General features: G+C 37.5%; 29 protein-coding genes. 22 read left to right on the top strand and 7 right to left on the bottom strand.

What is annotated here, in order from left to right:
* Positions 1-9: 9 nt before the first annotated feature.
* The 18 genes from NL42_RS07525 (at position 10) to pyrF (ending at position 13,309) form a co-directional block, all read left to right on the top strand.
* Complete coding sequence (locus NL42_RS07525; protein WP_461312304.1) at positions 10-990, top strand: DNA polymerase III subunit delta'; 981 nt, start codon at positions 10-12, stop codon at positions 988-990.
* Positions 991-1,000: 10 nt separating this feature from the next.
* Positions 1,001-1,342 carry a PilZ domain-containing protein gene (locus NL42_RS07530; protein WP_003651467.1) on the top strand — a complete coding sequence of 114 codons (342 nt, stop codon included), beginning with the start codon at positions 1,001-1,003 and terminating at the stop codon, positions 1,340-1,342.
* A 17-nt stretch (positions 1,343-1,359) separates the two neighbouring features.
* Positions 1,360-2,133 (top strand): TatD family hydrolase, encoded by a 774-nt coding sequence (locus NL42_RS07535; protein ID WP_461312305.1) that lies wholly within the window; start codon positions 1,360-1,362, stop codon positions 2,131-2,133.
* A gap of 36 nt (positions 2,134-2,169) precedes the next feature.
* Positions 2,170-2,778 (top strand): TetR/AcrR family transcriptional regulator, encoded by a 609-nt coding sequence (locus NL42_RS07540; RefSeq protein ID WP_016138305.1) that lies wholly within the window; start codon positions 2,170-2,172, stop codon positions 2,776-2,778.
* 9 nt (positions 2,779-2,787) lie between these two features.
* Positions 2,788-3,342 carry a type II secretion system protein gene (locus tag NL42_RS07545; protein ID WP_461312306.1) on the top strand — a complete coding sequence of 185 codons (555 nt, stop codon included), beginning with the start codon at positions 2,788-2,790 and terminating at the stop codon, positions 3,340-3,342.
* Positions 3,332-3,712 (top strand): type II secretion system minor pseudopilin GspI, encoded by a 381-nt coding sequence (gene gspI, locus NL42_RS07550; protein WP_004792732.1) that lies wholly within the window; start codon positions 3,332-3,334, stop codon positions 3,710-3,712. The genes NL42_RS07545 and gspI overlap by 11 nt, the downstream gene beginning before the upstream one ends.
* Positions 3,712-4,413 (top strand): type II secretion system minor pseudopilin GspJ, encoded by a 702-nt coding sequence (gene gspJ, locus NL42_RS07555; RefSeq protein WP_461312307.1) that lies wholly within the window; start codon positions 3,712-3,714, stop codon positions 4,411-4,413. The genes gspI and gspJ overlap by 1 nt, the downstream gene beginning before the upstream one ends.
* Positions 4,413-5,372 (top strand): type II secretion system minor pseudopilin GspK, encoded by a 960-nt coding sequence (gspK, locus tag NL42_RS07560; RefSeq protein ID WP_461312308.1) that lies wholly within the window; start codon positions 4,413-4,415, stop codon positions 5,370-5,372. The genes gspJ and gspK overlap by 1 nt, the downstream gene beginning before the upstream one ends.
* A 227-nt stretch (positions 5,373-5,599) precedes the next feature.
* Positions 5,600-6,196, top strand: coding sequence for a 6-pyruvoyl trahydropterin synthase family protein (locus NL42_RS07565; RefSeq protein WP_003651480.1), 597 nt, complete (start codon positions 5,600-5,602; stop codon positions 6,194-6,196).
* A 49-nt stretch (positions 6,197-6,245) separates the two neighbouring features.
* Entirely contained in the window at positions 6,246-6,959 is a 714-nt protein-coding gene (ung, locus tag NL42_RS07570) for a uracil-DNA glycosylase (RefSeq protein WP_461312309.1), read from the top strand.
* On the top strand, positions 6,956-8,080 hold the full coding sequence (locus NL42_RS07575) for an enoyl-CoA hydratase/isomerase family protein (RefSeq protein ID WP_080645555.1): 1,125 nt from the start codon (positions 6,956-6,958) through the stop codon (positions 8,078-8,080). Before ung ends, NL42_RS07575 begins: the two co-directional genes overlap by 4 nt.
* Positions 8,081-8,085: 5 nt before the next feature.
* A complete protein-coding gene (gene tadA, locus NL42_RS07580; protein WP_461312310.1) occupies positions 8,086-8,589 on the top strand; it encodes a tRNA adenosine(34) deaminase TadA in 504 nt (167 codons plus the stop codon).
* A gap of 68 nt (positions 8,590-8,657) precedes the next feature.
* Positions 8,658-9,098, top strand: coding sequence for an SRPBCC family protein (locus tag NL42_RS07585; RefSeq protein WP_461312311.1), 441 nt, complete (start codon positions 8,658-8,660; stop codon positions 9,096-9,098).
* A gap of 10 nt (positions 9,099-9,108) precedes the next feature.
* Positions 9,109-9,789 (top strand): (d)CMP kinase, encoded by a 681-nt coding sequence (gene cmk / locus NL42_RS07590; RefSeq protein ID WP_252608350.1) that lies wholly within the window; start codon positions 9,109-9,111, stop codon positions 9,787-9,789.
* 111 nt (positions 9,790-9,900) lie between these two features.
* Positions 9,901-11,574, top strand: coding sequence for a 30S ribosomal protein S1 (gene rpsA, locus NL42_RS07595; RefSeq protein ID WP_461312312.1), 1,674 nt, complete (start codon positions 9,901-9,903; stop codon positions 11,572-11,574).
* 156 nt (positions 11,575-11,730) lie between these two features.
* Positions 11,731-12,033 carry an integration host factor subunit beta gene (locus NL42_RS07600; protein WP_003651488.1) on the top strand — a complete coding sequence of 101 codons (303 nt, stop codon included), beginning with the start codon at positions 11,731-11,733 and terminating at the stop codon, positions 12,031-12,033.
* 26 nt (positions 12,034-12,059) lie between these two features.
* The gene (locus tag NL42_RS07605) at positions 12,060-12,425 is read left to right on the top strand and encodes a lipopolysaccharide assembly protein LapA domain-containing protein (RefSeq protein ID WP_016138294.1); all 366 of its coding nucleotides are present in this window, start codon (positions 12,060-12,062) and stop codon (positions 12,423-12,425) included.
* 185 nt (positions 12,426-12,610) lie between these two features.
* The gene (gene pyrF / locus NL42_RS07610) at positions 12,611-13,309 is read left to right on the top strand and encodes an orotidine-5'-phosphate decarboxylase (protein WP_034591309.1); all 699 of its coding nucleotides are present in this window, start codon (positions 12,611-12,613) and stop codon (positions 13,307-13,309) included.
* Here the strand turns inward: pyrF and NL42_RS07615 are convergent.
* Together NL42_RS07615 and NL42_RS07620 are read right to left on the bottom strand one after the other, a co-directional pair.
* Positions 13,306-14,217, bottom strand: a complete 912-nt coding sequence (locus NL42_RS07615; RefSeq protein ID WP_461312313.1) for a LysO family transporter — start codon at positions 14,215-14,217, stop codon at positions 13,306-13,308. The two genes, pyrF and NL42_RS07615, sit on opposite strands and share 4 nt — an antisense overlap.
* Positions 14,218-14,266: 49 nt before the next feature.
* A complete protein-coding gene (locus NL42_RS07620) occupies positions 14,267-15,814 on the bottom strand; it encodes a flavin-containing monooxygenase (RefSeq protein WP_461312314.1) in 1,548 nt (515 codons plus the stop codon).
* 121 nt (positions 15,815-15,935) lie between these two features.
* Between NL42_RS07620 and NL42_RS07625 the strand changes: the two genes are divergently transcribed.
* The 4 genes from NL42_RS07625 to NL42_RS07640 all read left to right on the top strand — a co-directional run bounded on the left by NL42_RS07625 (position 15,936) and on the right by NL42_RS07640 (position 21,274).
* Entirely contained in the window at positions 15,936-16,958 is a 1,023-nt protein-coding gene (locus tag NL42_RS07625) for a helix-turn-helix domain-containing protein (RefSeq protein WP_461312315.1), read from the top strand.
* Positions 16,959-17,035: 77 nt separating this feature from the next.
* Positions 17,036-18,178, top strand: a complete 1,143-nt coding sequence (gene zapE, locus NL42_RS07630) for a cell division protein ZapE (RefSeq protein WP_461312316.1) — start codon at positions 17,036-17,038, stop codon at positions 18,176-18,178.
* Positions 18,179-18,544: 366 nt separating this feature from the next.
* Positions 18,545-20,710, top strand: coding sequence for a malate synthase G (locus NL42_RS07635; protein ID WP_461312317.1), 2,166 nt, complete (start codon positions 18,545-18,547; stop codon positions 20,708-20,710).
* A 102-nt stretch (positions 20,711-20,812) separates the two neighbouring features.
* A complete protein-coding gene (locus tag NL42_RS07640; RefSeq protein ID WP_461312318.1) occupies positions 20,813-21,274 on the top strand; it encodes a GNAT family N-acetyltransferase in 462 nt (153 codons plus the stop codon).
* Positions 21,275-21,325: 51 nt separating this feature from the next.
* Here NL42_RS07640 and NL42_RS07645 read toward each other — a convergent pair whose 3' ends face one another.
* From NL42_RS07645 to NL42_RS07665, 5 genes are all read right to left on the bottom strand, one after another.
* A complete protein-coding gene (locus tag NL42_RS07645) occupies positions 21,326-21,739 on the bottom strand; it encodes an ExbD/TolR family protein (protein WP_461312319.1) in 414 nt (137 codons plus the stop codon).
* A gap of 19 nt (positions 21,740-21,758) precedes the next feature.
* Positions 21,759-22,181 (bottom strand): ExbD/TolR family protein, encoded by a 423-nt coding sequence (locus NL42_RS07650; RefSeq protein ID WP_461312320.1) that lies wholly within the window; start codon positions 22,179-22,181, stop codon positions 21,759-21,761.
* Between the two features lie 15 nt (positions 22,182-22,196).
* A complete protein-coding gene (locus NL42_RS07655) occupies positions 22,197-23,078 on the bottom strand; it encodes a MotA/TolQ/ExbB proton channel family protein (RefSeq protein WP_461312321.1) in 882 nt (293 codons plus the stop codon).
* Positions 23,079-23,119: 41 nt separating this feature from the next.
* A complete protein-coding gene (locus NL42_RS07660; protein WP_461312322.1) occupies positions 23,120-23,833 on the bottom strand; it encodes an energy transducer TonB in 714 nt (237 codons plus the stop codon).
* A 109-nt stretch (positions 23,834-23,942) separates the two neighbouring features.
* Complete coding sequence (locus NL42_RS07665) at positions 23,943-26,630, bottom strand: TonB-dependent receptor (protein ID WP_461312323.1); 2,688 nt, start codon at positions 26,628-26,630, stop codon at positions 23,943-23,945.
* Positions 26,631-26,719: the final 89 nt, after the last annotated feature.

Below are 26,719 nucleotides of genomic sequence, written 5' to 3' on the forward strand. Positions count from 1 at the left end.
TAATTTTTAATGAATCCGAATGTAACTTCAAAGGTTTATCCTTGGCAAAAAACAACTTGGGATACCTTAACAACAAGGTTTCCCAATATTGGGCATGGCCTATTATTCTATGGCAAGCAAGGCTGTGGGAAACATGCTTTTGCTAAGCATTTTTTGGCGTGGGTGCTTTGTCTCAATAAGCAGCCTCATGGTGCTTGTGGTGAGTGTAGTAGTTGCCAATGGTTAAAATCAGACACTCATCCAAATTATGTCCATATCACAACAGATGAAGAAAATAAAAAGCAAAATGCAAAAATAAAAATCGAAAAGATTCGAGATTTACTGCCTTTCGTGCAGCAAACTGGAGAGGGCTGGCGAGTTATTCTTATTGAGCCTGCGGAAGCTCTTAACTTGGCATCTTCAAATGCGCTATTAAAAACCTTAGAAGAACCAGGTGAGCGTGTTGTTTTAATTTTATTGGCTGATCACTACCTTAAATTACCAGCCACTATTCGTAGCCGATTGCAGCACTCTGCTTTAGATCGCATTTCATATGAGCAGGCTACTTCATATTTGAATGAGCATTTATCTGAAATTGCAGAAGTACAACCTGATTTATTACTTGGCCTATCTAATGATATGCCTTTACAAGCAATAGAAATTGCAAAAAGTGATTGGTTTGCTAAACGACAGATTTTCTTAAATGACTGGCTAAAAATTGTAGCTCAAAAAAATATGCCTCTATTTTTCTCAGGAAAATGGCAAAAAGAATTAAGTTTTAATGATTTTATCGTACTTTTTGAATACTTGTTGGGAGATTTAATTTGTGTCAAGCTAAATCAGCCACAAAAAAATACTGATTTAGATTTTGATCAATTAATTCCATATTACGATTTAGAAAGCTTATTTAATATTTATAGTGAATTACAACAAGCAAAAAAGCTTGTTGAGCAAAATGTACAAAGTCAACTTATTATAGATCAATTATTTATAACGTTAATGAATATTTAAGGGGAAGATTATGCAGCCGCAAATGGGGGGGATTATTCAGGTAAATATTCCTGATAGAGCTACTTTGCAAGCAAGCTATATGGGATATGTGCAAGGTGGAGGCCTATTTGTGCCATCAAAACAAAAGGTAAAGATGGGGCAAGAAATTTTCATTTTAGCTACTTTACCTGAGCAGTCTCAAAAAATTCCTCTCACTGGTAAGGTGATTTGGATATCGCACAAGCAAAGTGGATTTAAACCTCAAGGTTTTGCTATTCAATTAAGTGGAGATAAGGGAATTTACTATAAAGCTGAGGCAGAAAGAGTTTTGGCTGGTAGTATGTCTCTAGATCGTCCAAGTTATACCATGTAATCAAATAGGATAGAAAAGTGTTTGTTGATACGCATTGCCATTTAACGATGTTAGATTTAACGCCCTACAACGGTGATCTGGACCTTGCGCTCGCTGCAGCGCGAGCAGAAGGAGTGTCTAAATTTATGGCAATTTCCGTTGATCTTGATGACCATATTGCACTAGCAGAAATTGCAAATAGGCATGAAGATGTTGGTTATACGGTAGGTGTGCATCCTTGTGAAGATGTAGATACGATGGCACGTGCAACGACCGAGCACTTGATTGAATTAGCTCAGTCGGAAAAAGTATGGGCTCTGGGTGAAACTGGACTGGACTATTATCACAGTACAGATTTTATTGAAGAGCAAAAGGCATGTTTTGCAAGACATATCCAAGCTTCGAAAATTGTAAAAAAACCAGTTGTCGTCCATACGCGTTCAGCGAAGAATGATACGGTAGATATTATTCGTGCTGAAAACTCCACGCATGGAATTTTGCATTGTTTTACCGAAGATTGGGAAACAGCAAAGGCTGTGCTGGATTGTGGTTATTACATTTCTTTTTCAGGTATTGTGTCATTTAAAAACGCACAAGACTTGCGTGATGTAGCTAAACAAGTTCCATTAGATCGACTTTTAATTGAAACAGATAGCCCTTATTTAGCACCTGTGCCATATCGCGGTAAAACAAATGAGCCAAAATATGTGCCTTATGTAGCCAAAGCGCTCAGTGATGTATATGATAAATCGGTTGAGGAAATTGCAATGATCACCTCACAAAATTTTGAGAACTTGCTAAAAGCGATTTAAGTTATAGAAACTATATAAGAGAGTAATTGCGTGAAGATGGATCGTCAGGCTCAGTTCCGAGCAAGAGAAGTATTAATATTTCAGGTTGCGGAGCAATTATTGCTAGAAAATGGCGAAGCTGGAATGACACTTGATGTCTTGGCTGCTGAGCTTGATTTAGCAAAAGGAACTTTGTACAAACACTTTCAAAGTAAAGATGAGTTGTACATGCTATTGATTATCCGTAATGAACGTATGTTACTCGAAATGGTTCAAGATACTGAAAAGGCCTTTCCAGAACATTTGGCCTTTTTCATGCTGCATCATTTACATCATCCTGAACGGACAGTTTTATTTCATCAAATTGAGGAAAAACTTTCGATTACAGCTCAAGGGGTACACCACCTTTTTAATGAGCTTTATCAAGTGCGTAAACAGCGATTACGAATTATCATTCGAATGACAGATCACTATTTAGAATCAATTCAAAGTAATATGACAACTCGAGATTATCTGGCATCTATTTGGTCGTTAACTCATGGTGCAGCAGCTATTCTCAACTCAAGTTTTTATCAACGCTATTTAGGTTCAAGGGACACTTTAAGAGTGGCTTATATTGATCAGGCATTAGCCTTACCTAAACAAAGTGTTGAACAATATGCTTAATAGGTCGATATGAAATCTCAATCACCGCCTAAATCACAAAAAGGTTTTACCCTCATTGAAGTGATGGTGGTGATTGTTATTATGACGATTATGACCTCTCTTGTTGTACTCAATATAGGTGGGGTTGACCAAAAGAAAGCGATGCAAGCAAGAGAGTTATTTTTGCTTGATGCACATAAAATTGGTAAAGAGTCACTTGATCAATCTCGTGTTTTAGCTTTATCTACTATGAGTGAAACTGACGTTTCTCCATTTTCCTACGAACTGTATGAATACCACGATCAAAGTAAATTACAGGTCCAAAATTTAAAAAACCGTTGGCAAAAATATCCAGAATTTACTACGCGCCAATTGCCTAAACATGTATCGTTTACAGTACAACCTCTAGATGGTCAAACCTATTCAAAAGCTACGAATACAGATTTAGTTGGTGGACAGGCTCCCCAATTAATCTGGTTTGGAAATGGTGAAGCTAAAACAGTTAAAATACAGTTTTACTTTGAACAAAAACCAATTGGTTCAGAAATACAAATTGATCATTTGGGTAAAATAAATGAAATCTAAAGGCTTTACTCTATTAGAGGTAATGGTGGCTTTAGCAATTTTTGCAGTAGCTGCTGTCGCTTTAACTAAAGTAGCCATGCAATATACCCAATCTACCTCAAATGCAATTCTTAGAACAAAAGCTCAGTTTGTGGCAATGAATGAAGTTGCCTTAATGGAGATAAATCAAGAATGGTTGCAAGGAACTCAAAGTAAACAGGTTACTTCTCAAGGTGAAACTTGGCAGATTGATAAATCTGCTGAGTCTACAGTCAGCCCGAATGTTCAGAAAGTAGATTTGCAAATTAGCTTATATGATTCTGATAAAGGGAAAGTTCAAAATGGTATTACCCATTTGGTATTTTTTAATTATCCAATGAAAGCAAAATAATGATAAAAAATAAATATCTTTGCTCGAGAAGCCCAGCTTCCCGTCTTACGGCACGATCGAGCAGTGCTCGATTAACTCGCGCCTCAGGATTTACTTTAGTTGAGCTATTAGTCGCAATTGCAATTTTTGCTGTTCTTTCTTTGTTAGGTTGGAAGATTTTTGATTATTTATTAAAAGTTCGTGACCGTAATGCTCAACATGAAGTGCAGCTATTTGAATTACAAGATGCGTATCAACAAGTTTTGCGAGATACACTGCAAATTATACCTTTATCGGCAAATCAAGGGGGACAGCTTCATCCAGCATTAGAGCTTGATAACCAAGTTCTCCATTTTAGTAAGGCTGGTGTTACTGATCCATTAAAACAAGGTTTATCACCTTTTGAGCGTATTGAATATAAATATGATCCTGAACAAAAAAAGCTTTATCGTCTTAAATATAGCAATTTAAATACTTCAAATAGAGAGCAACCCTTATCAAGTACGCTGTTGAGCCAAGTCGAACAATTTCAAATTATGGTGCTCACGCCACAAGAAGTGACAAAGTGGCCAGAAATTAATATTGATCCCACAAAACCTGAAGAATTTAGAAAGCTGCCGAAAGGAATAAAAATACAACTCACAGTTGCCGGTGTAAGTTATGAGTGGATTTATAGCTTAAATCAAGGTGATTTATCGCTCTCTAATAAAGGAGTGGGATAGTGTTGCATTATAAAAAAAGCCAGCAAGGTGTTGCTTTGCTCACCATTCTAATTATGGTTGCATTGGCTACAATTTTAGCTGCCTCTATTGCAAAGCATCAAACCAATATGATGGAAAATACTGGCTATTTAATGCGTCAAAATCAGTCATTACTCTATGCAAAAAGTGCAGAGGCCTTTTTTTCTGAATTATTAATTCAAGATGCAAACAATGCTGGTAGCGTTGATCATTTAAAAGAAACGTGGGCACAGCCGATGCCACCTTTTCCGATAGAAGATGGATTAGTATCAGGACGTTTACTAGATGAGTCAGGCAAATTTAACCTAAACAATTTGACGACGAATGAAGGTAAGGTAAATGAAGCTGCTAAAAATTGGTTTGAGCGGTTACTTGTACGTGTAGGCTTGCCAGCAGAGTTAAGTCAAGCAGTTATCGATTGGCAAGATCCAGATGACGAACCATCTGGGCCTATGGGGGCGGAAAGTGGTTATTATGAAGGTCTTGATCCTAGTTATTTAGCTTCAAATGCTAAATTTCATCGTATTGAAGAGTTAAAATTAGTAAGAGGTTTTGATGGTAAGAAATATGACTTAATTGCTCCCTATATTTCTGCCTTGCCCGAAAATACAAAAGTGAATATTAATACGGCCCCAGCATTAGTCTTAGCGAGTATGGATCAAAAATTAGATTTAGGGGCGATAGAAAAAGAACTTCAGATGCGGCAACAAAATTTAAAATTCTTTCAAAATATTGATGAATTATGGCAACTGAATGCTTTTTCAACAGTTGATACTCAAAATAGAACTGAGCTGAATAGCCTGTTAGATGTAAAGTCGAGTTTTTTTCAAGCACAAATTGAGGTTGTGCTAAATAATCGGGAAAGACAATTTACAAGCGCACTAATGCGTAATGATAAGCAGGTTTATGTTTATTCTCGAAATATGTCGCCATTTAACTAATTGAAAAGTTGTGATTTATTTTTTTTAGCATATTGTTGAAAAGTCATGGTTAGAAACTTCTCTGATGGCTATATAGAATAAAGATAAATGTTCTATATATTTATCTTCAATATTTCTTCACAAGTCTTATCATACTTTTCGCTAATTGTTTCTAATTGAAAAGTGGTGCGAAGTTTTCGTCTTTTGCTTTATAATAATGTTCCTAGAAGGAATGATCGATTTGGCACATGTTAATTCGTAAGTTATTTAAGTTTGAAAATGCACATGTTGTACGTAACTGTACATCGGATCGTTGTAAGCGATCAATTCATGGACATAGCTATAAAGTCGAATTATTGCTTAAAGCTTCGAAATTAGATCATGGACAAATGGTTTATGATTTTGGGCTTTTAAAAGGGGTAATAAAAGACCTTATTGACAGCTTTGATCATGCAATCTGTTTTTGGGAAAAAGATGATTCTCAATATATTGATGCTTGTCAGACTTTTAGTGCTCGTTGGATTTCTTTACCTGTTTCGCCATCGGCTGAACAATTCTCTCGCATTTTCTTTTATCTAGCTCAGCAAGTTTTGCAATCAACCATCACTCAAAATGGGGAAGGTGATGTTGAGGTTTATTCAGTTATTGTCCATGAGACTGATACTGGATATGCTCAAAGCTTTATTGAAGATATTCAAAACGAACAAATGGGGATTTTAAGTCTTGATGGAATTGTTTTTTCAGAACAAATTCAGATAGAGTGGGCAAATCCACAAATGTATGAAGACTTGAAAAAAGGGATGAAATTTAATAATCCTCAAGTTGATTTGCAAGTCGAAGTGTAAATCGAATTACTGTATTTTTAGAATTGAAAATTGATCTAGGATGACATTAATGCAATTAACTGAGCAACAGCAAGATAAACTCAGTAAAGTTCAATTAGAAGAAAGCTGGAAAATATCTTTAGCGCCTTTTTTGTTAAGCCCTCAAATGGATAATTTGCGCGATTTCTTATTTCAAGAGAAACAAGCACAAAAAATAATATATCCGCCGAGTAAACAAATCTTTAGTGCTCTAAATACGACACCATTGGCTGATGTGAAGGTCGTTATTCTTGGACAAGATCCATATCATGGACCGAACCAAGCGAATGGATTAAGTTTCTCTGTTCAAAAAGGTATTGCATTACCACCATCTTTACGTAATATTTTTCATGAATTGCATACAGATTTGGGTATTCCAGCCCCTCGCCATGGTGACTTAACGAAATGGGCTAATCAAGGGGTGCTTTTACTGAACAGCGTGCTTACCGTTGAGGCTGGACAGCCAACTTCACATCAAAAGCAAGGTTGGGAAGCATTTACTGATGAAGTCATTGATGTCCTGAATGAGCAAAGAGAACATATAGTATTTATTTTGTGGGGTGCTTATGCACAGCGCAAAGGACAACGTATAAATAGAGATAAACACTTGGTTTTAACCGCTGCACATCCATCGCCCCTTGCTGCAAACAGAGGTGGTTTTTTTGGATGCAAAGTGTTCTCAAAAACAAATCAATATTTGAAACAACATGGCATTGAGCCCATAGACTGGCAATTGGACGCATGATGAACTCTCCCAATCTAAATAACTATCACCCGGACTTGGTGGTCGAAGAAGCAAAAAACGGCTGGCGTATAGTACGTTTGAATCGTCCTAAATCATTGCATGCTTTAGATGAGTCAATCGTAACGGCATTATTACGTGTATTTGAAGATTTTCGTGATGATGAGAGCGTTAAAGCAATTTGGTTAGATTCAACTACGCCGAAAGCTTTTTGTGCAGGTGGTGACGTTAGAAAATTACGTCAACTTGTTATCAATCAAGAAGTAGATACTGCAAATAAGTTTTTCCAGCAAGAATATGCTTTAGATTTACTCTTACATAATTATGCTAAACCTGTTGTTGTTTGGGGCGAAGGCTATGTTATGGGTGGTGGTTTGGGTCTGTTTATGGCAGCACCATTCCGTCTAGTAACCCCATATTCTCGTTTAGCAATGCCTGAGATTAATATTGGTTTATATCCAGATGTCGGGGCGAGTCGTTTCCTAGCAGATCGTGGTCCGGTAGGTTTGTTTACTGGTTTAACAGGTTCTATCATGACAGCTGCTGGAGCATATAGCATCGGCTGGGCAACCCATATTTGTGAAGCACAGCGTGATAATGTTTTGCAGAAAGTTTTAAATATTAATTGGGCTCATTATCCTGCTGGGGATTTCCGCGCAATTGATGATACTTTAAATAGTCTGCATCGTCCGGTTGCGGCAGGTCCATTACAAAACTCGCTAGACGTGATTCATAGCGTTTGTCGCGGCTTTAATTTTGAGCAAGATTATCAAGCTATTGTGAGTTTGCGTGATGCGAGCAGTGATTGGTTGCGTCAAGCGAGTGAGAACTTACAAAAAGGATCTCCTAGTACTGCTGCTATTACTTGGTTGTTGTGGCAATGGGGTAAACAAATACATTCTTGGGATGAAGTGTTTGATCTAGAAGCTCAGATTTCTGAGTGGAAAATTCGTCATCCTGACTTTGTAGAAGGGGTTCGCGCACGGTTGGTTGATAAAGATTTATCACCAGAATGGAAACCATGTGAAGACCTAAGCTTAAGAGGCATATTAGCTGATTGTCCGCCAGTCACTTCAATAGATAGCTGGAATGCGTTACTTAGACAACACGGTGTGATCACCTAAAATACATGACTGAATATAGTGATGAATATTGGATGCAGCTTGCTTACGAGCAAGCTGAATTAGCTGTACAACAGGGAGAAATTCCTGTTGGTGCGATTATAGTGAGTCAAAATCAAGTGATTGGATCTGGTTATAATGCTCCAATTAGTTTGTTAGATCCAACTGCACATGCAGAAATTCAAGCTATTCGTGCAGCATGTTTATCCTTAAATAATTATCGATTACCTGAAGATGCAACTTTATATGTCACTCTTGAGCCATGCACAATGTGTGTAGGAGCATTAGTACATGCAAGAATCAAACATGTAGTTTTTGGTACAACAGAACCTAAAGCAGGTTCATTGGTAAGTGCTCGTCAGTTACTACAAGATGGTTATTACAATCATAGATTTACCTTTCAACAATGTTGTTTACAAGAAAAATGTGCCCAACAACTCAGTCATTTTTTTAAACAAAGACGTGAGCAAAAGAAACAAGAAAAACAACAGAAAACGTCCTTAAATGATTAAAAAGTAACACGAGCTTATGGCAAACTAACGCAATTTTACTGCCATGTTATTTTAATAAGGAATATTCAATGCGTAATGTAATTACCGTAAAAAAAGAATTTAATGCTCCTCTTAGTGACGTATTTAATCTGCTTTCTAAACATGAAACTTACAATACTGCTTTTGCACCATTACAAGTCATACGTGTGAAAGACTCAGCAGATTCTAAAAGACCTGATGGTTTGGGTTCAGTTCGTCGTATGGGATTTGGCCCAATCAAGCCCCTTAAAGAAGAAATTACATTGCTTGAGGAAAATAAAAGCATCGAATATAAATTAATAGACAATCCTTTGATTAAACATCATTTAGGTCGAATCGATTTTTCTGAAATTACCCCATATATAACTTTAGTTACATACCGTATCGAGCTAACGGCAAAAGCTCCTGTGGTAAGTAAATTAATCCTTGCGCAGCTAAAACTAGCCATTACACTAGGCTTTTCGAGATTAGCTAAAGCAATTGCTTCTTAGTGAGAGTTCAATGACAGTTCAAATTATTACTATTGATGGTCCGAGTGGTTCGGGTAAAGGAACATTGGCTGCAAAACTTGCAGCACATTATCAATATCATTTACTTGATTCTGGTGCCTTATATCGTTTATTAGGGTTGTCATTACATAAACACGATTTATTAGAGAAATTAGACAGTCAGCTCGATGAATGTATTCAATATGCACGTCAACTGGATATTAAATTTGAAACTTCCGCAGCAGGTATTCTAGTTTTTCTAGATGGCGAAGATGTATCTCAAACAATTCGTACAGAGCGGGTTGGTGAATATGCATCGAAAGTTGCAGCAATTCCAGAACTTAGACAGGCATTATTTGAGCGACAAAGAGCTTTCGCACAAAATCCTGGCTTAGTTGCAGATGGGCGTGATATGGCAACAGCTATTTTCCCAGAAGCAAATGCAAAAATTTATCTAACGGCTTCAGCTGAGTCGCGTGCCGAGCGAAGAGTAAAACAGTTGCAGGGCATGGGCCTAGATGCTAAAATAAACGACATTTTAGCTAATATACAGGCGCGCGACAAAAGAGATATGGAGCGAGAAGTTGCCCCACTCAAGCCAGCCAAAGACGCTTATATCATTGATAGTTCGGAATTAACGATCGATCAGGTATTTAAGTTAATGGTTGAGTATGTCAATAGCCGTACCATTTAGCAAATAGAATTATCAGTTGACGCATAGCTTGATCAGTCTATAAAGACTATGTTGATACTTAACTAAACCGGCCTTGTCTGATCCAAGACCGCGGAATTTATCAGGTATATCATGACCGAATCTTTTGCAGCCCTCTTTGAAGAAAGTGAATTAAACCTCAACGTTGAAAAGGGTGCAGTCATCCAAGGTGTTGTTGTAAACATCGATAGCGACTGGGTAACTGTTGACACTGGCCTAAAGTCTGAAGGCATTGTTGACCGTGCTGAATTTTTAAATGAACAACGTGAACTTGAAGTTCAGGTTGGTGATACTGTTGACGTAGTTGTTGAAGCTCTTGACAACGGTATGGGTCAAACAGTTTTATCACGTGAAAAAGCTAAGCGTGCTGAAACTTGGACTAAACTTGAAAAAATCTTTGAAGATGGCGAAATCGTTACTGGTGTTATCTCTGGTAAAGTTAAAGGCGGTTTCACTGTTGACATCGGTCCTGTTCGTGCATTCTTACCAGGTTCATTAGTTGACACTCGTCCTATCCGTGACACTACTCACCTTGAAGGTAAAGAGTTAGAGTTTAAAGTAATCAAACTTGATGCTAAACGTAATAACGTTGTTGTATCTCGTCGTGCTGTTATGGAAGCAGAATCTTCTGCTGACCGTGAAGCATTACTTGCTCAACTTGAAGAAGGTCAAACAGTTACAGGTACAATCAAGAACCTTACTGATTACGGTGCATTCGTTGATCTTGGCGGTATTGATGGTCTTCTCCATATCACAGATATGGCTTGGAAACGTATCAAGCACCCTTCAGAAGTTGTTGAAGTTGGTCAAGAAGTTACTGTTAAAGTACTTAAATTTGACCGTGAGCGTAACCGCGTATCTTTAGGCCTTAAGCAATTAGGCGAAGATCCATGGTTAGCGATCATGAACCGTTACCCTAAAGGTTCTATCGTTAAAGCTCGTGTAACTAACTTAACTGACTACGGTTGTTTCGCTGAAATCGCTGAAGGCGTTGAAGGTTTAGTTCACGTTTCTGAAATGGACCACACTAACAAAAACATCCACCCATCTAAAGTTGTTCAGATTGGTGATGAAGTTGATGTTATGGTTCTTGAAGTTGATGAAGAACGTCGTCGTATCAGCCTTGGTATCAAACAAACTCGTGCTAACCCATGGGAAGAGTTTGCTAAAGCTCATGAGAAAGGCGAAAAAGTATCTGGTACTATCAAGTCTATCACTGACTTTGGTATCTTTATTGGCTTGAATGGCGGTATCGACGGTTTAGTACACTTGTCTGATATTTCTTGGAACGAGCAAGGCGAAGAAGCTATTCGTCGTTACAAGAAAGGTGACACTGTTGAAGCTGTTATCTTGTCTGTAGACGCTGAAGGTAACCGTATCAGCCTTGGTATTAAGCAATTGAACAGCGATCCGTTCAATGATTTCTTAGCTGCTAACGAACGTGGTACTTTAGTTAAAGGTACTGTAACTGCAGTTGATGCTCGTGGCGCAACTGTTAAGTTAGCTGACGAAGTAGAAGCTACTCTTAAAGCTTCTGAAATCAACCGTGACCGCGTTGAAGATGCAACTAAATTCTTAGAAGTTGGTCAAGAAGTTGAAGCGAAAATCATCAACGTTGATCGTAAATCTCGCTCTATCAACTTGTCTGTTAAAGCAAAAGACGAAGCTGAAGAGAAAGAAGCAGTTGCTACTTTACGTACAGCAACAACAAGTCAAGAAAATGGTCCTAAGACTATTGGTGACTTGATTAAAGCACAAATGAAGTAATAGGTTAACAAAGTACAGTTTCATGTAACGGAATTGTACTTTTTATACAAATTACTGTAAACGGTAGCCTAGTATTCAACATACTGCGCTACCGTTTTGTATTTAAACAGGTTATTATCAGACGACATAGAGTAGCAATAAATAACGAGGTCGTAGATGACTACTGAAGCTCTTAATAAGTCTGATTTAATTGAACGCATTGCGCTAAAAAACCCACACTTAGCTGAACCTTTGGTGGAAGAAGCGGTTAAAATTATGATTGATCAAATGATAGAAGCACTATCAACTGATAATCGAATTGAAATCCGTGGTTTTGGTAGCTTTGCTTTACACCACCGTGATCCAAGAGTTGGTCGCAATCCTAAAACAGGAAGATCAGTAGAAGTGGCAGCTAAAGCTGTTCCACATTTCAAACCCGGTAAAGCACTGCGTGATGCAGTCAACGAATCCGGGAAATAAATAAAAAATTTATAAGCGGGGTGCCTATGCGTTATATTTTAATTGCATTGCTCATTGTTGTATTTGGTTATTCTTTAGCACTAGTATTGCAAAATCCAACAGAGCTTTCTGTTGATTTGTTATTTACCCAAGTTCCAGCTATGCGATTAGGCTTATTATTGCTACTCACATTAGTACTTGGAACGGTAGTTGGTCTTTTGTTAGGTGTGCAAGTTTTCAGAGTGTTTCAAAAAAGCTGGGAAATTAAACGTCTTCGTAAAGATATCGACTATTTGAGAAAAGAACAGATTCAAACTGCTCAATTGGCAGCAGCAGAAGCCGCTGCAAATGTAAGACATGAAAAAACCGTTTTAGATGCTTATCCCCAAGATAAAAATTCTACTCCGTTATAATTCGAACACTACTCTTTATTCACGAGTAAAGAGTAGTATATTTCTTAATTTATTCGAATGTTCTTCTTTTTATTTTTCTAAAAATTAGTCCCCGTAGCATTATTATCTCTAAATTTAAAAGCCTTCCTTATACATTCCTTTATTACTTGATGACTTGTCTATTATAATGATGCTGATTTTATGTGATGGAAGAAAGTCTCTTGAGTATCATTGTTGCGTTAGATGCAAAAAGCCAATATGACGCTTTAAAAATTGTTGAACAACTTGATCCTACTTTATGTCGTGTAAAAGTGGGTAAAGAGCTTTTTACTCATGAAGGCCCATCTGTTGTAAAAAAACTTCAAGAACAAAACTTTGAAGTTTTTCTTGATCTTAAATTTCATGATATTCCAAATACTACCGCTCAGGCTGTTTGTGCAGCAGCTGATTTAGGAGTGTGGATGGTCAACGTCCATGCTTCAGGTGGCCGTAAAATGATGGAAACTTGTGTAGAGCGTTTAAAAGCAGGCAACTATCAAACTCAGTTGATTGCGGTCACTGTGTTGACGTCAATGGGACGTGAAGATTTAAAAGATATTGGTTTAGATGTTGAACCAGTGGAGCATGTAAAGCGCTTAGCTAAACTCACTAAAGAAAGTGGCTTGGATGGTGTGGTTTGTTCCGCACAAGAAGCTAAAATTCTTCGTGAATTGATTGGACAAGACTTCTCTTTAGTAACACCTGGTATTCGCCCAGAAGGGTCAAATGCGGACGACCAAAAACGTATTGTGACTCCGAAGCAAGCTATGCTTGATGGTTCTACACATTTGGTCATTGGTCGACCGATTACTAAAGCTGAAAATCCAACAGAAATGTTGAAGTCTATTCTTACTTCAATTGCTTAAAAATTTAGGAATAAGCTAATTAATAGCGGGGCGAGTAGGCTTAATAATAAGCCGCTCATCATGGCATGTGGTACATAATGTGTGCCACATGACTGTTTTACCATAGCTAATGTAACATCCATTGAAGTTGCGCCAGCACTTGAGATAGCAGGACGTGGAAAGCGCCATCCCATTGTATACATTAAAAATATAGCAACAATTTCTCTAAATAAATCAGTTAATAAGGCGATACCACCTAGTTCTGCCGAGCGCAATTGCGTAAATAAGATACCTGACATTGAATACCAACCATAACCTTGTGCTAATGCTAACGTCTCATTCAGTGCAAAATGTTTATTAAGCAAAAAGTAGTTGATGAAGCCTGCGATACATGACCCTATAAAAGCGGCTAAAGGTACAATTAAAATTTTCCAGCTTAACCACGTACGGTTGAAGTGGGTGAACGCAAGCTCAATACCAATTAAGAAAATAAATAGTAATAATAAATACCAACTATTAAATGCCATATGTGAATTGAATTGAGTGGCGATAGTTCCTAATAGAACACCGATGCCTAAGGCAAGAAAAGCTTTTGCAATATTCTTTAGAGCATTTACAAAGAGTTGAAGTGAGATTTTTCCTTTCACACTTTGTTTATCAAAAATTGTATAAGCCAATAAACATGTAAAAAAAGAACCAAAAGATGTGGTTAGCGCAATGATTATAGCTGGTGGAACTATGGCAGAAGGATCCTCAATTTGATCAAGTGCTAATGTTAACTCTAAAGCCACACTCGCTAAAAGAATATAAGAAAAATAGGGCAGTATTTTAAAAATAAACTGTCGGATATTTAGAGATATTTTGGGTGCTAGAAAAAAGCCGAAAGCAAGTGCTAAAAAAATTTGAATGATGAGATAAAAAGATTGCATATAATAATAGGTGGATTGTTTTCAACTCACCTATTATGTCTTGAACATTTTAAGCTGCATAGCACTGTGAGCTTTTATTTAAGAGTAAGTAATCTTTAGGATTAACTTTGCGTGTTTCTAACCAATACTTCCATGTATAGGTTGGCCATAGTGAAAAGTTTTTTCCATCGGCAGATTGATACCAGCTACTACAACCCCCAGCTTGCCATACAGTCCCTTGAAGCTGAGTTTGAACCCGCTCGTTAAAAGCATCTTGAACTTCTGGTTTGATCTCAATCGCTTTTTGCCCAGACTTTTCTACGAGTTGAATGAGTTGTAAAATGTAATTTACTTGAGATTCAATCATAAAAATAACTGAATTATGACCTAATACTGTATTAGGGCCGACTAGCTGAAACAGGTTCGGAAAGTTTTTAGTCATAATGCCATAATAACTTTCTGCACCATCTTTCCATGCTTGTTTTAACTCTATTTGATTGCGTCCAATACAAGTGAAATGTTTCAAGTAAATACGTGGGTCAGTAATAAAACCTGTACCGTAAATTAAACAATCAATAGGTCGTTCTTTACCATCTTTCGTAACAATACTATTTTCTTTAATTTCTTGAATATCATTCGTTACTAGCTCAACATTTTTACGGTTAAATGTAGGGAAGTATTTATTTGAAATAAGAATCCTTTTACATCCCATCACAAAATCTGGTGTGAGTTTCTGTGCCAACTCTTTATCTTTCACTTGGAAGCGAATGAAAGCTTCTGCCAATTTTTGACCATATTTCATGATTTGGGGTTGAACAATGGGTACAACGCGTGACTCATTACTCCAGTAAAGACGACTACGATGAATTTGACGATAAAGATTAGAAGATTTGAATAATGCTTTACTCAAACCTGAGTATTTGCGTTCATCTCGTGGTATTACCCAAGCAGCGGTCCGTTGAAATACATAGAGCTGCTTAACATCTCTAGCTATTTCTGGAATATATTGAATTGCACTACCACCTGTACCAATAGAAGCGACTGATTTGCCGTTTAGGTTATAGTTATGCTCCCACTGTGAAGAGTGAAAAACTTTTCCTTTGAATTTTTCGATACCCTGAATATGAGGGATTTGTGGGATGTGTAGGGGGCCTGATGCAAAAACTACAAATTGAGCTTCAATCGAAGGCTGATTTTTAAAATCAAGAGTCCACACGTGACGCATCTCATCATATTGGATATGAGTTACATCGTGGTTGAACTTACAGTAATTTTTAATCTTATATTTTTCTGTAATATCTTGAATATATTGGAAAATCTCTGGTGCTTCAGCGTAACGTTTTGACCAGTCAGTTTTGGGAGCAAAAGAGAGGGAGTACATATGAGATTGAACATCACATGCTGCGCCTGGATAGCGATTTTCTCGCCACGTTCCGCCCACATCATTTGATTTTTCTAAAATAACAAAGTCTTGTTGTTGATTTTGCAGTAAACGGATTGCCATTGCTAGGCCACCAAATCCAGCACCAATAATAGCGATTTTAGTTTTTTGAATAGCATCTTGCTTTGCGTTTAACATTGGAAACCCTGCATAAGCTGAAAAGAGGATTGCATGCAAGACTAACGTTTTTTGAGCAGTTTAAACATGATTGGATCGACGTGAAAATTGATAGATTCGGCAATTAATTTTCTTTCTTCTTTATAGTAAAACATTTGAGTCTAGGGAAATTGATAGAAGAATGAAACGGTCGATACTTGGTTTAATGTATTTAATTCAAGGAATGCGCAATGCAGGCATTGATGTCGACTCACGTTTGGCTGGTATGGGAATTAAGGTTGATGCTTTAGATCCGAGTTCCACAATTCATGATCGCCTAGAATGGGATATTCAACAAATTATTAGTGAAAATGTTGAGCCTGAGAAGGGTCTATTTATTGGTCAGCATTATGCTTTAGCAGGTTATGGACCCTTGCTGATGTTGCTTGTAACAAGTAATGATGTGCAAACTGCGTTAAACAAAGGGATCCAATATCAAAAACTTACTCATTTGTTTGGTGCTTTAGGCCTCTACGAAACCGATGAACGTACCATTTTAAATTATTTGCCTGTTGATTTGAAAACCCAAGTGGGACAGTTGCGCGCCCAATGTGAAGTTTCAGGAACTTATAAATTTATTCAAGATATTTATATGATGATGGGATTACAAATGCCCGCTATGCGTGTAGAACTTCCATTTGAAAAACCAACTGATTCAGATACTTTATCTCGCTATTTTGCATATTATGGCGATGATGTGCACTTTAATGGTAAATATGCAGCTTTTAGCCTAAGCAAGGATGTGCTTGAAATCAAAATCCCTTCTGCGGACATCATTACACATCGTATTTATGAGTCAAAATGTATTACAGAAATAACAAGATTAAATCAACAAGATCACCAAACTCCACATATCATACAATGTGTGCAAGATTATCTTGAGTTGCAACAAGGAATTATCCCGAGCATGGCGGAAACAGCTTTTGCATTGAAAATGCCTGAAAGGACATTAAGGCATCAATTGCAACAGTTAAATACGAGTTATAAGCAAATTCGTGAACAAATTATCAAGAATAAGGCATTAAAGCTTATGGAATATAGGGAATACTCAATAGAAGTTATTGCTGAATTGCTCGGTTATTCTGAACCAGCGGCATTTAATCATGCATTTAAAAGATGGTTTGGACAGAGTCCTCGACAATATAGCAAAGAGTCATCGTCGTAATTCTTGATGCTAAAAGCTAATGTGGTTGAACAAAATGTTCGCTATACTCCTATCAGTTAAAATTGAAATAAAACGATATGTTAAATTTAAAATCTTCTCATAGTACTGCATTCTCACCTTCTTCCCCAGCAGAACGCTATGCTGAGGCTTTAGCTTCAGGCCAGTTTATGGCAGATGAAGCGCAAGCACAGGCAGTGCAAGAATTAGATCGTGTATGGAAAGAACTTTTAAACCGTTATAAAGCCTCTAAAAAAGCTTTCCGTCGTTTTCGCCGCCAAACTTCACCTAATGGTGTCTATATGTGGGGCGGAGTAGGTCGTGGAAAAACTTGGCTTATGGATCAATTTTATGAGTCAGTGCCGTTTCGCCGTAAAACACGTATGCATTTTCATCATTTCATGCAACATGTTCATAAAGAGTTAAATAAGCTTTCTGGTCAACGTAATCCACTTGAAATTGTGGCTGACCAAATTTATAAAGATGCAGTCGTTATTTGTTTTGATGAGTTCTTTGTATCAAACGTAACGGATGCAATGATTCTAAGTGATTTATTTCAAAAATTATTTGTTCGTGGTGTGACATTAATTGCAACATCAAATATTGCACCAGACGGTTTATATAAAAACGGTATTCATCGTGATCGCTTTTTACCAACAATTGAAATGGTTAAAAAGAATTGCACTGTTTTAAATGTAGATGCGGGTGTAGATTATCGTTTACGTGTCTTAAAACAAGCTCAATTATTTAAGTCGCCATTAAGTAATGAAGTCCAAAGTTGGATGTCGGAACGTTTTAGCGCTTTAACGCATACACAAGCTCATTCTCAAGAACCAATTGTAATTAATAATCGTATTGTCGAGACTCTAGGACATACCGAAGATGTGTTGTGGTGTGAGTTTTCTGAACTTTGCTTTAAACCGCGTAGCCCAGCAGATTTTATTGAAATTGCAAATATCTATAATACGGTTCTGGTAAGTAATGTTCCACATTTAACAGATTTCTTGTCTGAAGGTACACGTCGTTTTATTTATTTAGTCGATGAATTTTATGACCGTGGAGTAAAATTACTTTTAACGTCTCAAGATAGTATTATTGATATTTATCAAGGTGAAAAGTTAGCATTTGAAATTGAGCGTACTCGCTCGCGTTTGTTAGAAATGCAATCGGATGAATATTTGCATTCAGAACATCGTCATATTGATGAAGCTAAAAACGCATAAAAAATAGATATGAAAAGCGCTCTAGATTGAGCGCTTTTTTTACAACAAAAATAGATGAATTTAGTTAAATAATGCTTTTTCACGCTGCAAAGTTTGATATAACTAAATACGCTTTAGAAAAATAAGATAGTGAACTTTTTTGTCTGTTAACAAAAAGTCTAGTTTCAGTATCTTTAAATATTGAATAAATTGTTGGGAATCCTAGTTAGAATTTTAATATTTCCTATATAGGGAAATTTATCTTTGTCAATATTTTTGCAAGGGAAAATGCTCACTATTTAGGAATGTGATATTAGTATTCAGCTTAATTTAAATCGGTATACTAGGATTCTCTTGGTATAAAAAGTAGCAACTTCAGGAAAGACAATGACTGCACGTATTCAAAAAGGCAAGTTAGCGATTGCTAAAGAACTTTACGATTTTATCGAAAATGAAGCTTTACCAGGTTCTGGTTTAGATAGTGAAACTTACTGGAAGAACTTTGAGCAAGTTGTTGTCGATCTTAGCCCAAAAAATAAAGCATTATTGGCTAAGCGTGATGAATTACAAGCAAAAATTGATGAATGGCACCGTAACAATAAATTTGAATTAGGTGCTTATAAGGCGTTCTTAACTGAAATTGGTTATTTATTGCCAGAAGTTGAAGACTTTCAAATTACAACTGAAAATGTTGATGAAGAAATCGCATTATTGGCAGGGCCGCAGTTAGTTGTACCTGTACGTAATGCTCGTTATTGCTTAAATGCAGCGAATGCTCGTTGGGGCTCTTTATATGATGCACTTTACGGCTTCGATGTAATTTCTGAAGAAGGCGGAGCTGAAAAAGGGAAAGGATATAATCCTGTACGTGGTGCAAAAGTAATTGAGTTTGCTAAAAATTTCTTAAATGAAGTTTTCCCACTCGCAGAAGGCTCACATGCAGATGCGACAAAATATGCAATTGAGCAAAATAAACTTGTTGTGACTTTGAAAGATGGTTCAAAAACAGGTTTAGCTCATGAAGCTCAGTTTGTTGGTTTCAATGGTGAAGAAGCGAATCCTACGGAAGTTGTTCTTTTAAGTAATGGTCTTCATGTCATTATCGAAATTGATGCATCTAGCCCAATTGGTCAAACTGATTTAGCGGGTGTTAAAGACTTAACATTCGAAGCGGCTGTAACTACTATTCAGGATTTAGAAGATTCTGTTGCAGCAGTAGATGCTGAAGAAAAAGTTGAAGGTTACCGTAACTGGTTAGGTTTAATGAAAGGTACGCTTCAAGAATCTATCGAGAAAAATGGTAAAACAATTGTTCGTGATTTAAATAAAGATCGCGAAATTAAGAATTTAATTGGTGGCACTACAAAACTTCATGGTCGTTCACTTATGTTACTTCGTAACGTAGGTCACTTAATGACTAACCCAGCTATTTTGGTAGATGGCGAAGAAATTTTCGAAGGTATTATGGATGCATTGGTAACACCATTGTTATCAGTTGCAGACATCCGTAGTGAAAACGAAAATAAGAACTCTCGTAAAGGTTCTATGTATATTGTTAAACCAAAAATGCATGGTCCAGAAGAAGTTGCGTTTGCTGTAGAGTTATTTGAACGTGCTGAACAGGCGATTGGGTTACCACCTAAATCGTTAAAAATCGGTATTATGGATGAAGAGCGCCGTACATCTGTAAACTTGAAAAACTGTATTGCTGCTGCAAAAGATCGCACGATCTTTATTAATACTGGTTTCATGGACCGTACTGGTGATGAAATTCATACGTCAATGGAAGCTGCGCCAGTTGTGCGTAAAGAGGCTGTAAAAACACAAAAATGGATTGCTGCTTACGAAAACCGTAACGTTGCAATTGGTTTGAAGACTGGTTTACAAGGTAAAGCACAAATTGGTAAAGGCATGTGGCCAAAACCAGATAGCATGAAAGATATGTTGGCAACTAAAGCTGCACATCCAAATGCGGGTGCTTCATGTGCTTGGGTTCCATCTCCAGCAGGTGCAGTGCTTCATGCGATGCATTACCATCAAGTGAATGTTAAAGCACGTCAAGATCAGTTGAAAACTGAAGAAATGTTGTCATTAGATGACTTGTTGACTCCTCCGTTTGCACCAGAAACAAACTGGTCAGCAGAAGAAATTAACAATGAGCTTGAAAATAACTGCCAAGGTATTTTAGGTTACGTTGTTCGTTGGGTTGACTTAGGCGTGGGTTGTTCGAAAGTTCCTGATATTAATAACGTAGGTTTAATGGAAGACCGTGCAACATTACGTATTTCTTCTCAACACGTAGCAAACTGGTTACGTCATGGTATTGTGACTCGTGAACAAGTTGAAGAAGTGCTTAAACGCATGGCAAAAATTGTTGATGAGCAAAACGCGAATGATCCATTGTATAAACCAATGGCTGCTAACTTTGAAACCAACATTGCTTTCCAAGCAGCTTCTGATCTTATCTTCAAAGGGTGTGAACAGCCTTCAGGTTATACTGAGCCATTACTTCATGCTGCTCGTTTAAAGTTAAAAGGTTATACAGGTGACTAATTTTAACCTGTCATAAAAAAAGCCTCTTCGGAGGCTTTTTTTGTTCTCGGTATATTTTTTGCTTAAACTATGAAAATGTATCTCTAAAGGGGATCTTTGAATTTGATTAATTTGAAAAGTCTAGATAGTAATAATTGGATTCAATGTGCAAGATTATCTTTGGATGAATCTCAAAAAGACTATGTTGCACCAAATGTATATTCTATTGCTGAGTCTAAAGTGGAAGAACATTACTGTCCAAGAGTGATTTGTTTCAATAATGACGTCATTGGGTTCTTAATGTATTGCGTCGAAATTGATCCACCTGATGAGACATTATTCTGGTTATTTCGTTTTATGATTGATAAAAATAATCAAGCTAAAGGTTATGGTGCCGCAGCGTTGCAAATCGCAATTGATGAAATATTTACAAAAGGAGCTAAACGCATTCGAACTATGTATAAATCATCTAATCATTGTGCTGGAAAACTTTATAAAAAATTGGGTTTTATAGAAACTGGAGAATATGATGAATGTGGAGATATTATTTTAGAGTTGAATATTTCCCTTCAAAAAAAACGCTAACTGAAAATTCCAGTTAGCGTATGAAGTAATAGAATAGATTTAAAAGCAATATTAGTTACTGCTCACAATTCCAATTTTGGTGACACCTAAACGCTGCGCTATAGCCATGACCATCGCTACATTTTTATATTCAGCCATTTGATCTGGTTTAAGTTTGATCTGGTCTTGATCTTTTTTGGCAACCACACCTTGAAATAAAGTCTCTAGTGCGGTGCGGTCTGAAACCTGCTGATTATTCCAAAACACTTTACCTGCTGCGTCAATTCTTACATCAATCACTTCAGGTGGCTTCTCATTTGTTGGTGGCGGTGTGCCATTTGGCAAATTAATATTAATCGCGTTGTTTGGCGCTGGAATGGTAATAATGAACATAATAATAAGTACCAACATGACATCAATAAGAGGTGTCATGTTGACCTCCAACATCACATCGTCATCATTATTTGAACCGACATTCATACCCATAAAATTCTCCTTAAAATAATTACTGGGAGGCTGGAGGGGTAGTAACAAATGCAATTTTGCCAATACCAGCTTGTTTGGTCGTACTAATGACCTGATCTATTGCCTCAAAATGAGTAAGCTGATCTCCACGAATATGAACTTCTGGCTGAGGCCTTTTTTGCGCAACTGCTTGAAGCTTTGATAGCAATATTACTTTATTAGGCACATAGCTTTCATTCCAGAAAATATCTCCTTTCTTGTTCACAGAAAGTTGAATATTTTCAGGTGTGGTGGCATATGGAGTATTTTTTTCTTCTGGTAGTTTCACTGGAACCGTATGTGTGACTACCGGAATCGTAATTAGAAAAATAATAAGTAAAACCAACATGACATCAACCAGAGGCGTCGTATTAATTGCACCAATCATTTCATCGTCATCTTCAGAACCAACACTCATACCCATAACGTTTGCTCCTCGTTATTTAATGCTGCGGTTAACCGAATTATTGGTACTAATTTCTCCGCTTAACAAAACTGCGTGTAAATCTGAACCAAACGAACGAACATTTTCCATAACTGCTTTATTACGGCGAGTCAGCCAGTTGTAACCAAGTACAGCAGGTACTGCGACTGCCAGACCAATAGCTGTCATAATTAAAGCTTCACCGACAGGACCAGCAACTTTATCAATAGATGCTTGACCTGAAATTCCGATCGCTGTTAATGCATGATAAATTCCCCAAACCGTACCAAAAAGACCAACAAATGGTGCCGTAGATCCAACTGTTGCCAAAAAGGCTAAGCCGCCACCTAAGTGATTTTGTATTTTTTCAATTGCACGTTGAATTGATATGCTCACCCATGTATTAAAATCGATTCGTTCAAGTAAAGAACCGCCGTGCGATTTGGTTGAGTTAATGCCTTTTTCTGCAATAAAGCGATATGCGCTACTTTGCTCTAAATTATCAGCTGCATTATCTAATGAGGTGGCTTCCCAAAAACTTTTCTCTGCCTCTTTGCCTTGGCGTTTTACTTTAGCTTGTTGTAAGAATTTAGAGACAATGATGTACCACGTACCAATAGACATGAGTACTAATATAAATAAGGTAGATTTAGCGACTAAATCTCCCTCACGCCAAAGAGCTTCTAGACCATAAGGATTTTTAACAGTTTCGCTTGTTGCTGGTTTTGGTGGTGGAGTAGGAGTATTTGTATTTGAAGTTGCTTCAGTGGTTGCTGTTGCAACAGGAGCATTATTCGTTTCTTCGGCAAAAACTGTACTTAATGGAAGCAATGAACATGCTGCGATTAGACTTGCAGAAGCGAAACGTACTAACGGTTGAGTTGATTTTTTCATCATATTATCTCCAATATTTTTTAATTTCTTACTAATTCAGTTGTTTATTCAATTACGAATGGATATTCAATTTCGTACCAGTCTTGCTGAGGCATGCCGTCTTTCATTGCTGGTTTGAACGTACATAAGCTGTAAGCTTTAGTTGCCGCTTTATCTAAGGTTTTGCTGCCACTTGATTTTTTTACTTTTGCATCAATGACTTTGCCTGAAGTATCAACCAAAACACGTATACGCACGGTACCTTGTTCTTCATTCATCAGTGCTTCACGTGGATATTCCGGTTTTTCACAGCCAGCAGAACCTTCCGAAACACCGCGTGTTACGCCAGCTGGTTTTGGAGCTGGGGCAGCTGCCACTGGAGCCGGTGCGGCAACAGGGCTTGGTGATGGGGTGCTAGGTGCAGCCGGAGCTTGTGTAGCAACTTTAGTCGGTTGAGCTACTGGTGTCGTTTTTTGTACCGGTGTCGCTACTTTCTCTACTTGTTTAAGCGGCTCAGGAACTTTGGCAACTTTTTCTACCATTTTAGGTGGTTCAGGCGGTTTTTCCTTAGGTTTTGGCTCCTCTGGCTTAGGGGGAGGAGGCGGTTTAATATCTTGAATAATTTGTAATTCCACAGGTTTTTCTGCTGGTTTTTGAATATTGTTTGCTAAACCTGACATCAGAATATAGGCAACAATAAGATGCAGAAAAAGTACTGCGGCAATACCAATAAGGCGCTTTGCAGATTTATTTTCTATGTCTGTAAAAGTCATGCCCATAGTTACTCCTGAAACTGTAGACAAACAATTTTTAAAATGACTGTTTGGCTAAGAATGAGTATTTGTTCTGCAAATTAACTGTTGAGAGTTATATTTGCAGAACAACCATTTAGAACTTATATGTACCTCTTACAAAGTACGTACGCCCTAAAGGATCTGCATAACGTGGGTCATATCCCATTTGGAAGTTGTCACCGACATTTGAAGCAGGAGGGTCTTCATCAAAAATATTTTTGATACCAGCGGTCACTTCTAGATTTTTAAAGCCTTTATAAGTGCCTGAAATATTGTATGTTGTATAGTCGCTTACCTTGTGATTTCTATAACCAGGCTTAACAGAAGAAGTTGAATTTTGATCTTCATAACCGCGTGAAAAATTTTGTTGTAGGTTTAAAGCCCAGTTTTCATAATTCCAATTTAGGTTTGCAGTATGTTTCCAGCGAAGAATAATAGCTTGGTAGTCTAGGCCACTATAAGTGCCGGCAACACCTATCCATTCTCCATTTGGCTCGGCTTGATATTTATAGTCTGTTATATATGTACCATCAATATTGAAACCAAAACGACCTGTAGCAGTCATTGGAGAAACCCAACTTAAGCCCACATCAAACCCAGATGTTTTAATTCCACCTAAATTTTGTTGTGTTGTAATAATATAATCTAATGAACCATCAGGATTACGTACAAATTTGTCTGCATATTTCACAGGGTCATCAAAAATAGCAGTTTCTGAAAGTGTAGCAATTTGCTTGTCGACTTCGATATTGAAATAGTCGAGAGTGAAGGCTAAATTTTTAATTGGTTCAAATACTAAGCCTGCAGTAAAAGACTTTGACTCTTCTGGATCTAGAGTTTTATTTCCCCCATTTTGTCTGTCGAATTGCATATTACAATCACGTTCTCTTACACCACCTGGTTTTAAGACATTCCCTGGGCAGAGTACGGGATCATAATAGTATCCACCCGTATTAGTTACTGAGTTTGGTCCATTCACTTCCCAAAGTGTTGGAGCTCTGAAGCCAGTACTATAAGTAGTACGGAACATTAACTGTTTAATAGGTTCCCAACGAAGTGCAAATTTTGGATTAAATGTATCGCCAAAATCATTGTAGTCATCATAACGAGCGGCAATTTGAGCTTCTAAAGTTTTAAGAAGTGGAATATGAAATTCGGTAAATACCGATTTAATATTACGATCACCAGTATTTACTGGTTCATCAGGATCGACACCTGTACTAGGTGCGACTCGGGCAACATCAGTAACGACTTTTGAAGTCCAATCTTCATAACGATAGCTTGCTCCAATCGCAAAACCAACGTCTCCTGCTGGTAATTTAAATATAGGTCGACTTGCAGTGAAATCAACGGTAGTTGCATCTAGGTTGGCTTTTAAGTATTTACCTTCAACGCCTAATTCATTCCATGCATTAGCATCTTCAGGGTTTTGTGGTCCGAATGGGTTTAAAATACCATTATTTAAAGCTTCTTGTGTTTTATCAAAGTTTAAATAGCCACTTACGATAGCATCCGATGCACTACTATGCGCATAGGTAACGCCTGAATTAATATCCCAACCATGAGTTTCACCCTCAATACCAGCAAACAATCTATGAGATTGGTTAATACTGTTACTTATACGGTTGCCAGATTGTGAACGCAGATATAGAGGGATAGTTTCAGTAGCTCCAGCAAGAGCGGGAGTTATGCCATTTCCTGGATAATATTTACTACTAGGGTCAAGCGTCAGATCAAAAAATACATCTGGCGCAACTGAAGTAGTGACTTCACTTCTTGCATATAAATATTCTGCAATCGCGTTAAAATTATCATTTAGTTTAAAAGTAGCTCGGCCCATAGCTGAGATATCTTCAGTTTTTGGAACAATACCAATTACTGCTTGGCTATTATATTTACAAAGTTGACCATCAGCCTCTACTAGAGGATTATTACCACACCCTGTAGCTGCATAGGGATTACCTAAACCAGGGACATTAGCAGGGAATGAACCACTACTAGTTTTGTGGATTCCTAATTCAGGTAGTATGCCCCCACGTCGACTAACTTTACGGTCTTTGGCCATGACATCATCGCCTTTGCGATAGTCCACCACACCAAAAACGTTATAGCCATTTTCATCTAGGTCACCGAAGCCACCAAAGATACTATAGTCTTGTTGCTCACCGCCTTTTTCTTCTGGTTTTTGATAGCCAGCGGTTAGGTTAAGTCCTGTAAACTGCTTTTTGGTAATAAAGTTAATTACCCCGCCAATTGCATCTGTTCCATAAATGGAAGAGGCACCATCTCTTAAAACCTCGATTCGGTCTAACATGGCGAGTGGAATAATATTTAAGTTTGTGACGCCGCTATCATAAGCATTTGCAGCTAATCGACGACCATTAAGTAAAACAAGTGTTTTATTGGCACCTAAGGCTCTCAGGTTTGCTGCCGAACCAGCTGTTTTACTTGCACCCACGTTGCTGGCGGTAACAAAGTTCGATTGGTTTGCACTAATTTTTGCTAAAGCTTCTTCAGTTGTGGTCACCCCTTGTTTTAAAATTTCATCGACTTTTACAATGGTAATGGGTGAAGCGCTTTGAGCTGCAACTCCCTTGATTGAAGAGCCTGTCACAGCAACTTTTACAACTTTGACGGGTTTATCATCATTGCTTGATTGTTCTGTTTCTGCTGCTTGCGCCATGGTAAGACACATCATGCTTAAACTAAGGGTACTTAATTTAAGAATTGTTTTGCCGATCTTGGGGGTTACCTGAGATCGAACATTGTATTTTTTTTTCATCGTGGATTTGATCCCTTTTTGTTGTAGTTAGCGATATTGCTGAAAAGTCTTTAAGCAAAGCAAGTGCCAACTATATATTTTTCTTTTTT

The organism is Acinetobacter sp. GN11 (assembly GCF_054823985.1).

Coding starts and splice junctions, on each gene's coding strand:
- NL42_RS07625 (WP_461312315.1), top strand. CDS start 15,936: ATGAAACGGTCGATACTTGGTTTAATGTATTTAATTCAAGGAATGCGC.
- NL42_RS07525 (WP_461312304.1), top strand. CDS start 10: ATGAATCCGAATGTAACTTCAAAGGTTTATCCTTGGCAAAAAACAACT.
- NL42_RS07540 (WP_016138305.1), top strand. CDS start 2,170: ATGGATCGTCAGGCTCAGTTCCGAGCAAGAGAAGTATTAATATTTCAG.
- NL42_RS07600 (WP_003651488.1), top strand. CDS start 11,731: ATGACTACTGAAGCTCTTAATAAGTCTGATTTAATTGAACGCATTGCG.
- cmk (WP_252608350.1), top strand. CDS start 9,109: ATGACAGTTCAAATTATTACTATTGATGGTCCGAGTGGTTCGGGTAAA.
- NL42_RS07635 (WP_461312317.1), top strand. CDS start 18,545: ATGACTGCACGTATTCAAAAAGGCAAGTTAGCGATTGCTAAAGAACTT.
- NL42_RS07565 (WP_003651480.1), top strand. CDS start 5,600: ATGTTAATTCGTAAGTTATTTAAGTTTGAAAATGCACATGTTGTACGT.
- NL42_RS07665 (WP_461312323.1), bottom strand. CDS start 26,630: ATGAAAAAAAAATACAATGTTCGATCTCAGGTAACCCCCAAGATCGGC.
- NL42_RS07645 (WP_461312319.1), bottom strand. CDS start 21,739: ATGGGTATGAATGTCGGTTCAAATAATGATGACGATGTGATGTTGGAG.
- NL42_RS07545 (WP_461312306.1), top strand. CDS start 2,788: ATGAAATCTCAATCACCGCCTAAATCACAAAAAGGTTTTACCCTCATT.
- gspI (WP_004792732.1), top strand. CDS start 3,332: ATGAAATCTAAAGGCTTTACTCTATTAGAGGTAATGGTGGCTTTAGCA.
- NL42_RS07575 (WP_080645555.1), top strand. CDS start 6,956: ATGATGAACTCTCCCAATCTAAATAACTATCACCCGGACTTGGTGGTC.
- pyrF (WP_034591309.1), top strand. CDS start 12,611: ATGGAAGAAAGTCTCTTGAGTATCATTGTTGCGTTAGATGCAAAAAGC.
- tadA (WP_461312310.1), top strand. CDS start 8,086: ATGACTGAATATAGTGATGAATATTGGATGCAGCTTGCTTACGAGCAA.
- zapE (WP_461312316.1), top strand. CDS start 17,036: ATGTTAAATTTAAAATCTTCTCATAGTACTGCATTCTCACCTTCTTCC.
- NL42_RS07605 (WP_016138294.1), top strand. CDS start 12,060: ATGCGTTATATTTTAATTGCATTGCTCATTGTTGTATTTGGTTATTCT.
- NL42_RS07655 (WP_461312321.1), bottom strand. CDS start 23,078: ATGATGAAAAAATCAACTCAACCGTTAGTACGTTTCGCTTCTGCAAGT.
- ung (WP_461312309.1), top strand. CDS start 6,246: ATGCAATTAACTGAGCAACAGCAAGATAAACTCAGTAAAGTTCAATTA.
- NL42_RS07530 (WP_003651467.1), top strand. CDS start 1,001: ATGCAGCCGCAAATGGGGGGGATTATTCAGGTAAATATTCCTGATAGA.
- gspJ (WP_461312307.1), top strand. CDS start 3,712: ATGATAAAAAATAAATATCTTTGCTCGAGAAGCCCAGCTTCCCGTCTT.
- rpsA (WP_461312312.1), top strand. CDS start 9,901: ATGACCGAATCTTTTGCAGCCCTCTTTGAAGAAAGTGAATTAAACCTC.
- NL42_RS07585 (WP_461312311.1), top strand. CDS start 8,658: ATGCGTAATGTAATTACCGTAAAAAAAGAATTTAATGCTCCTCTTAGT.
- NL42_RS07615 (WP_461312313.1), bottom strand. CDS start 14,217: ATGCAATCTTTTTATCTCATCATTCAAATTTTTTTAGCACTTGCTTTC.
- NL42_RS07660 (WP_461312322.1), bottom strand. CDS start 23,833: ATGGGCATGACTTTTACAGACATAGAAAATAAATCTGCAAAGCGCCTT.
- NL42_RS07650 (WP_461312320.1), bottom strand. CDS start 22,181: ATGGGTATGAGTGTTGGTTCTGAAGATGACGATGAAATGATTGGTGCA.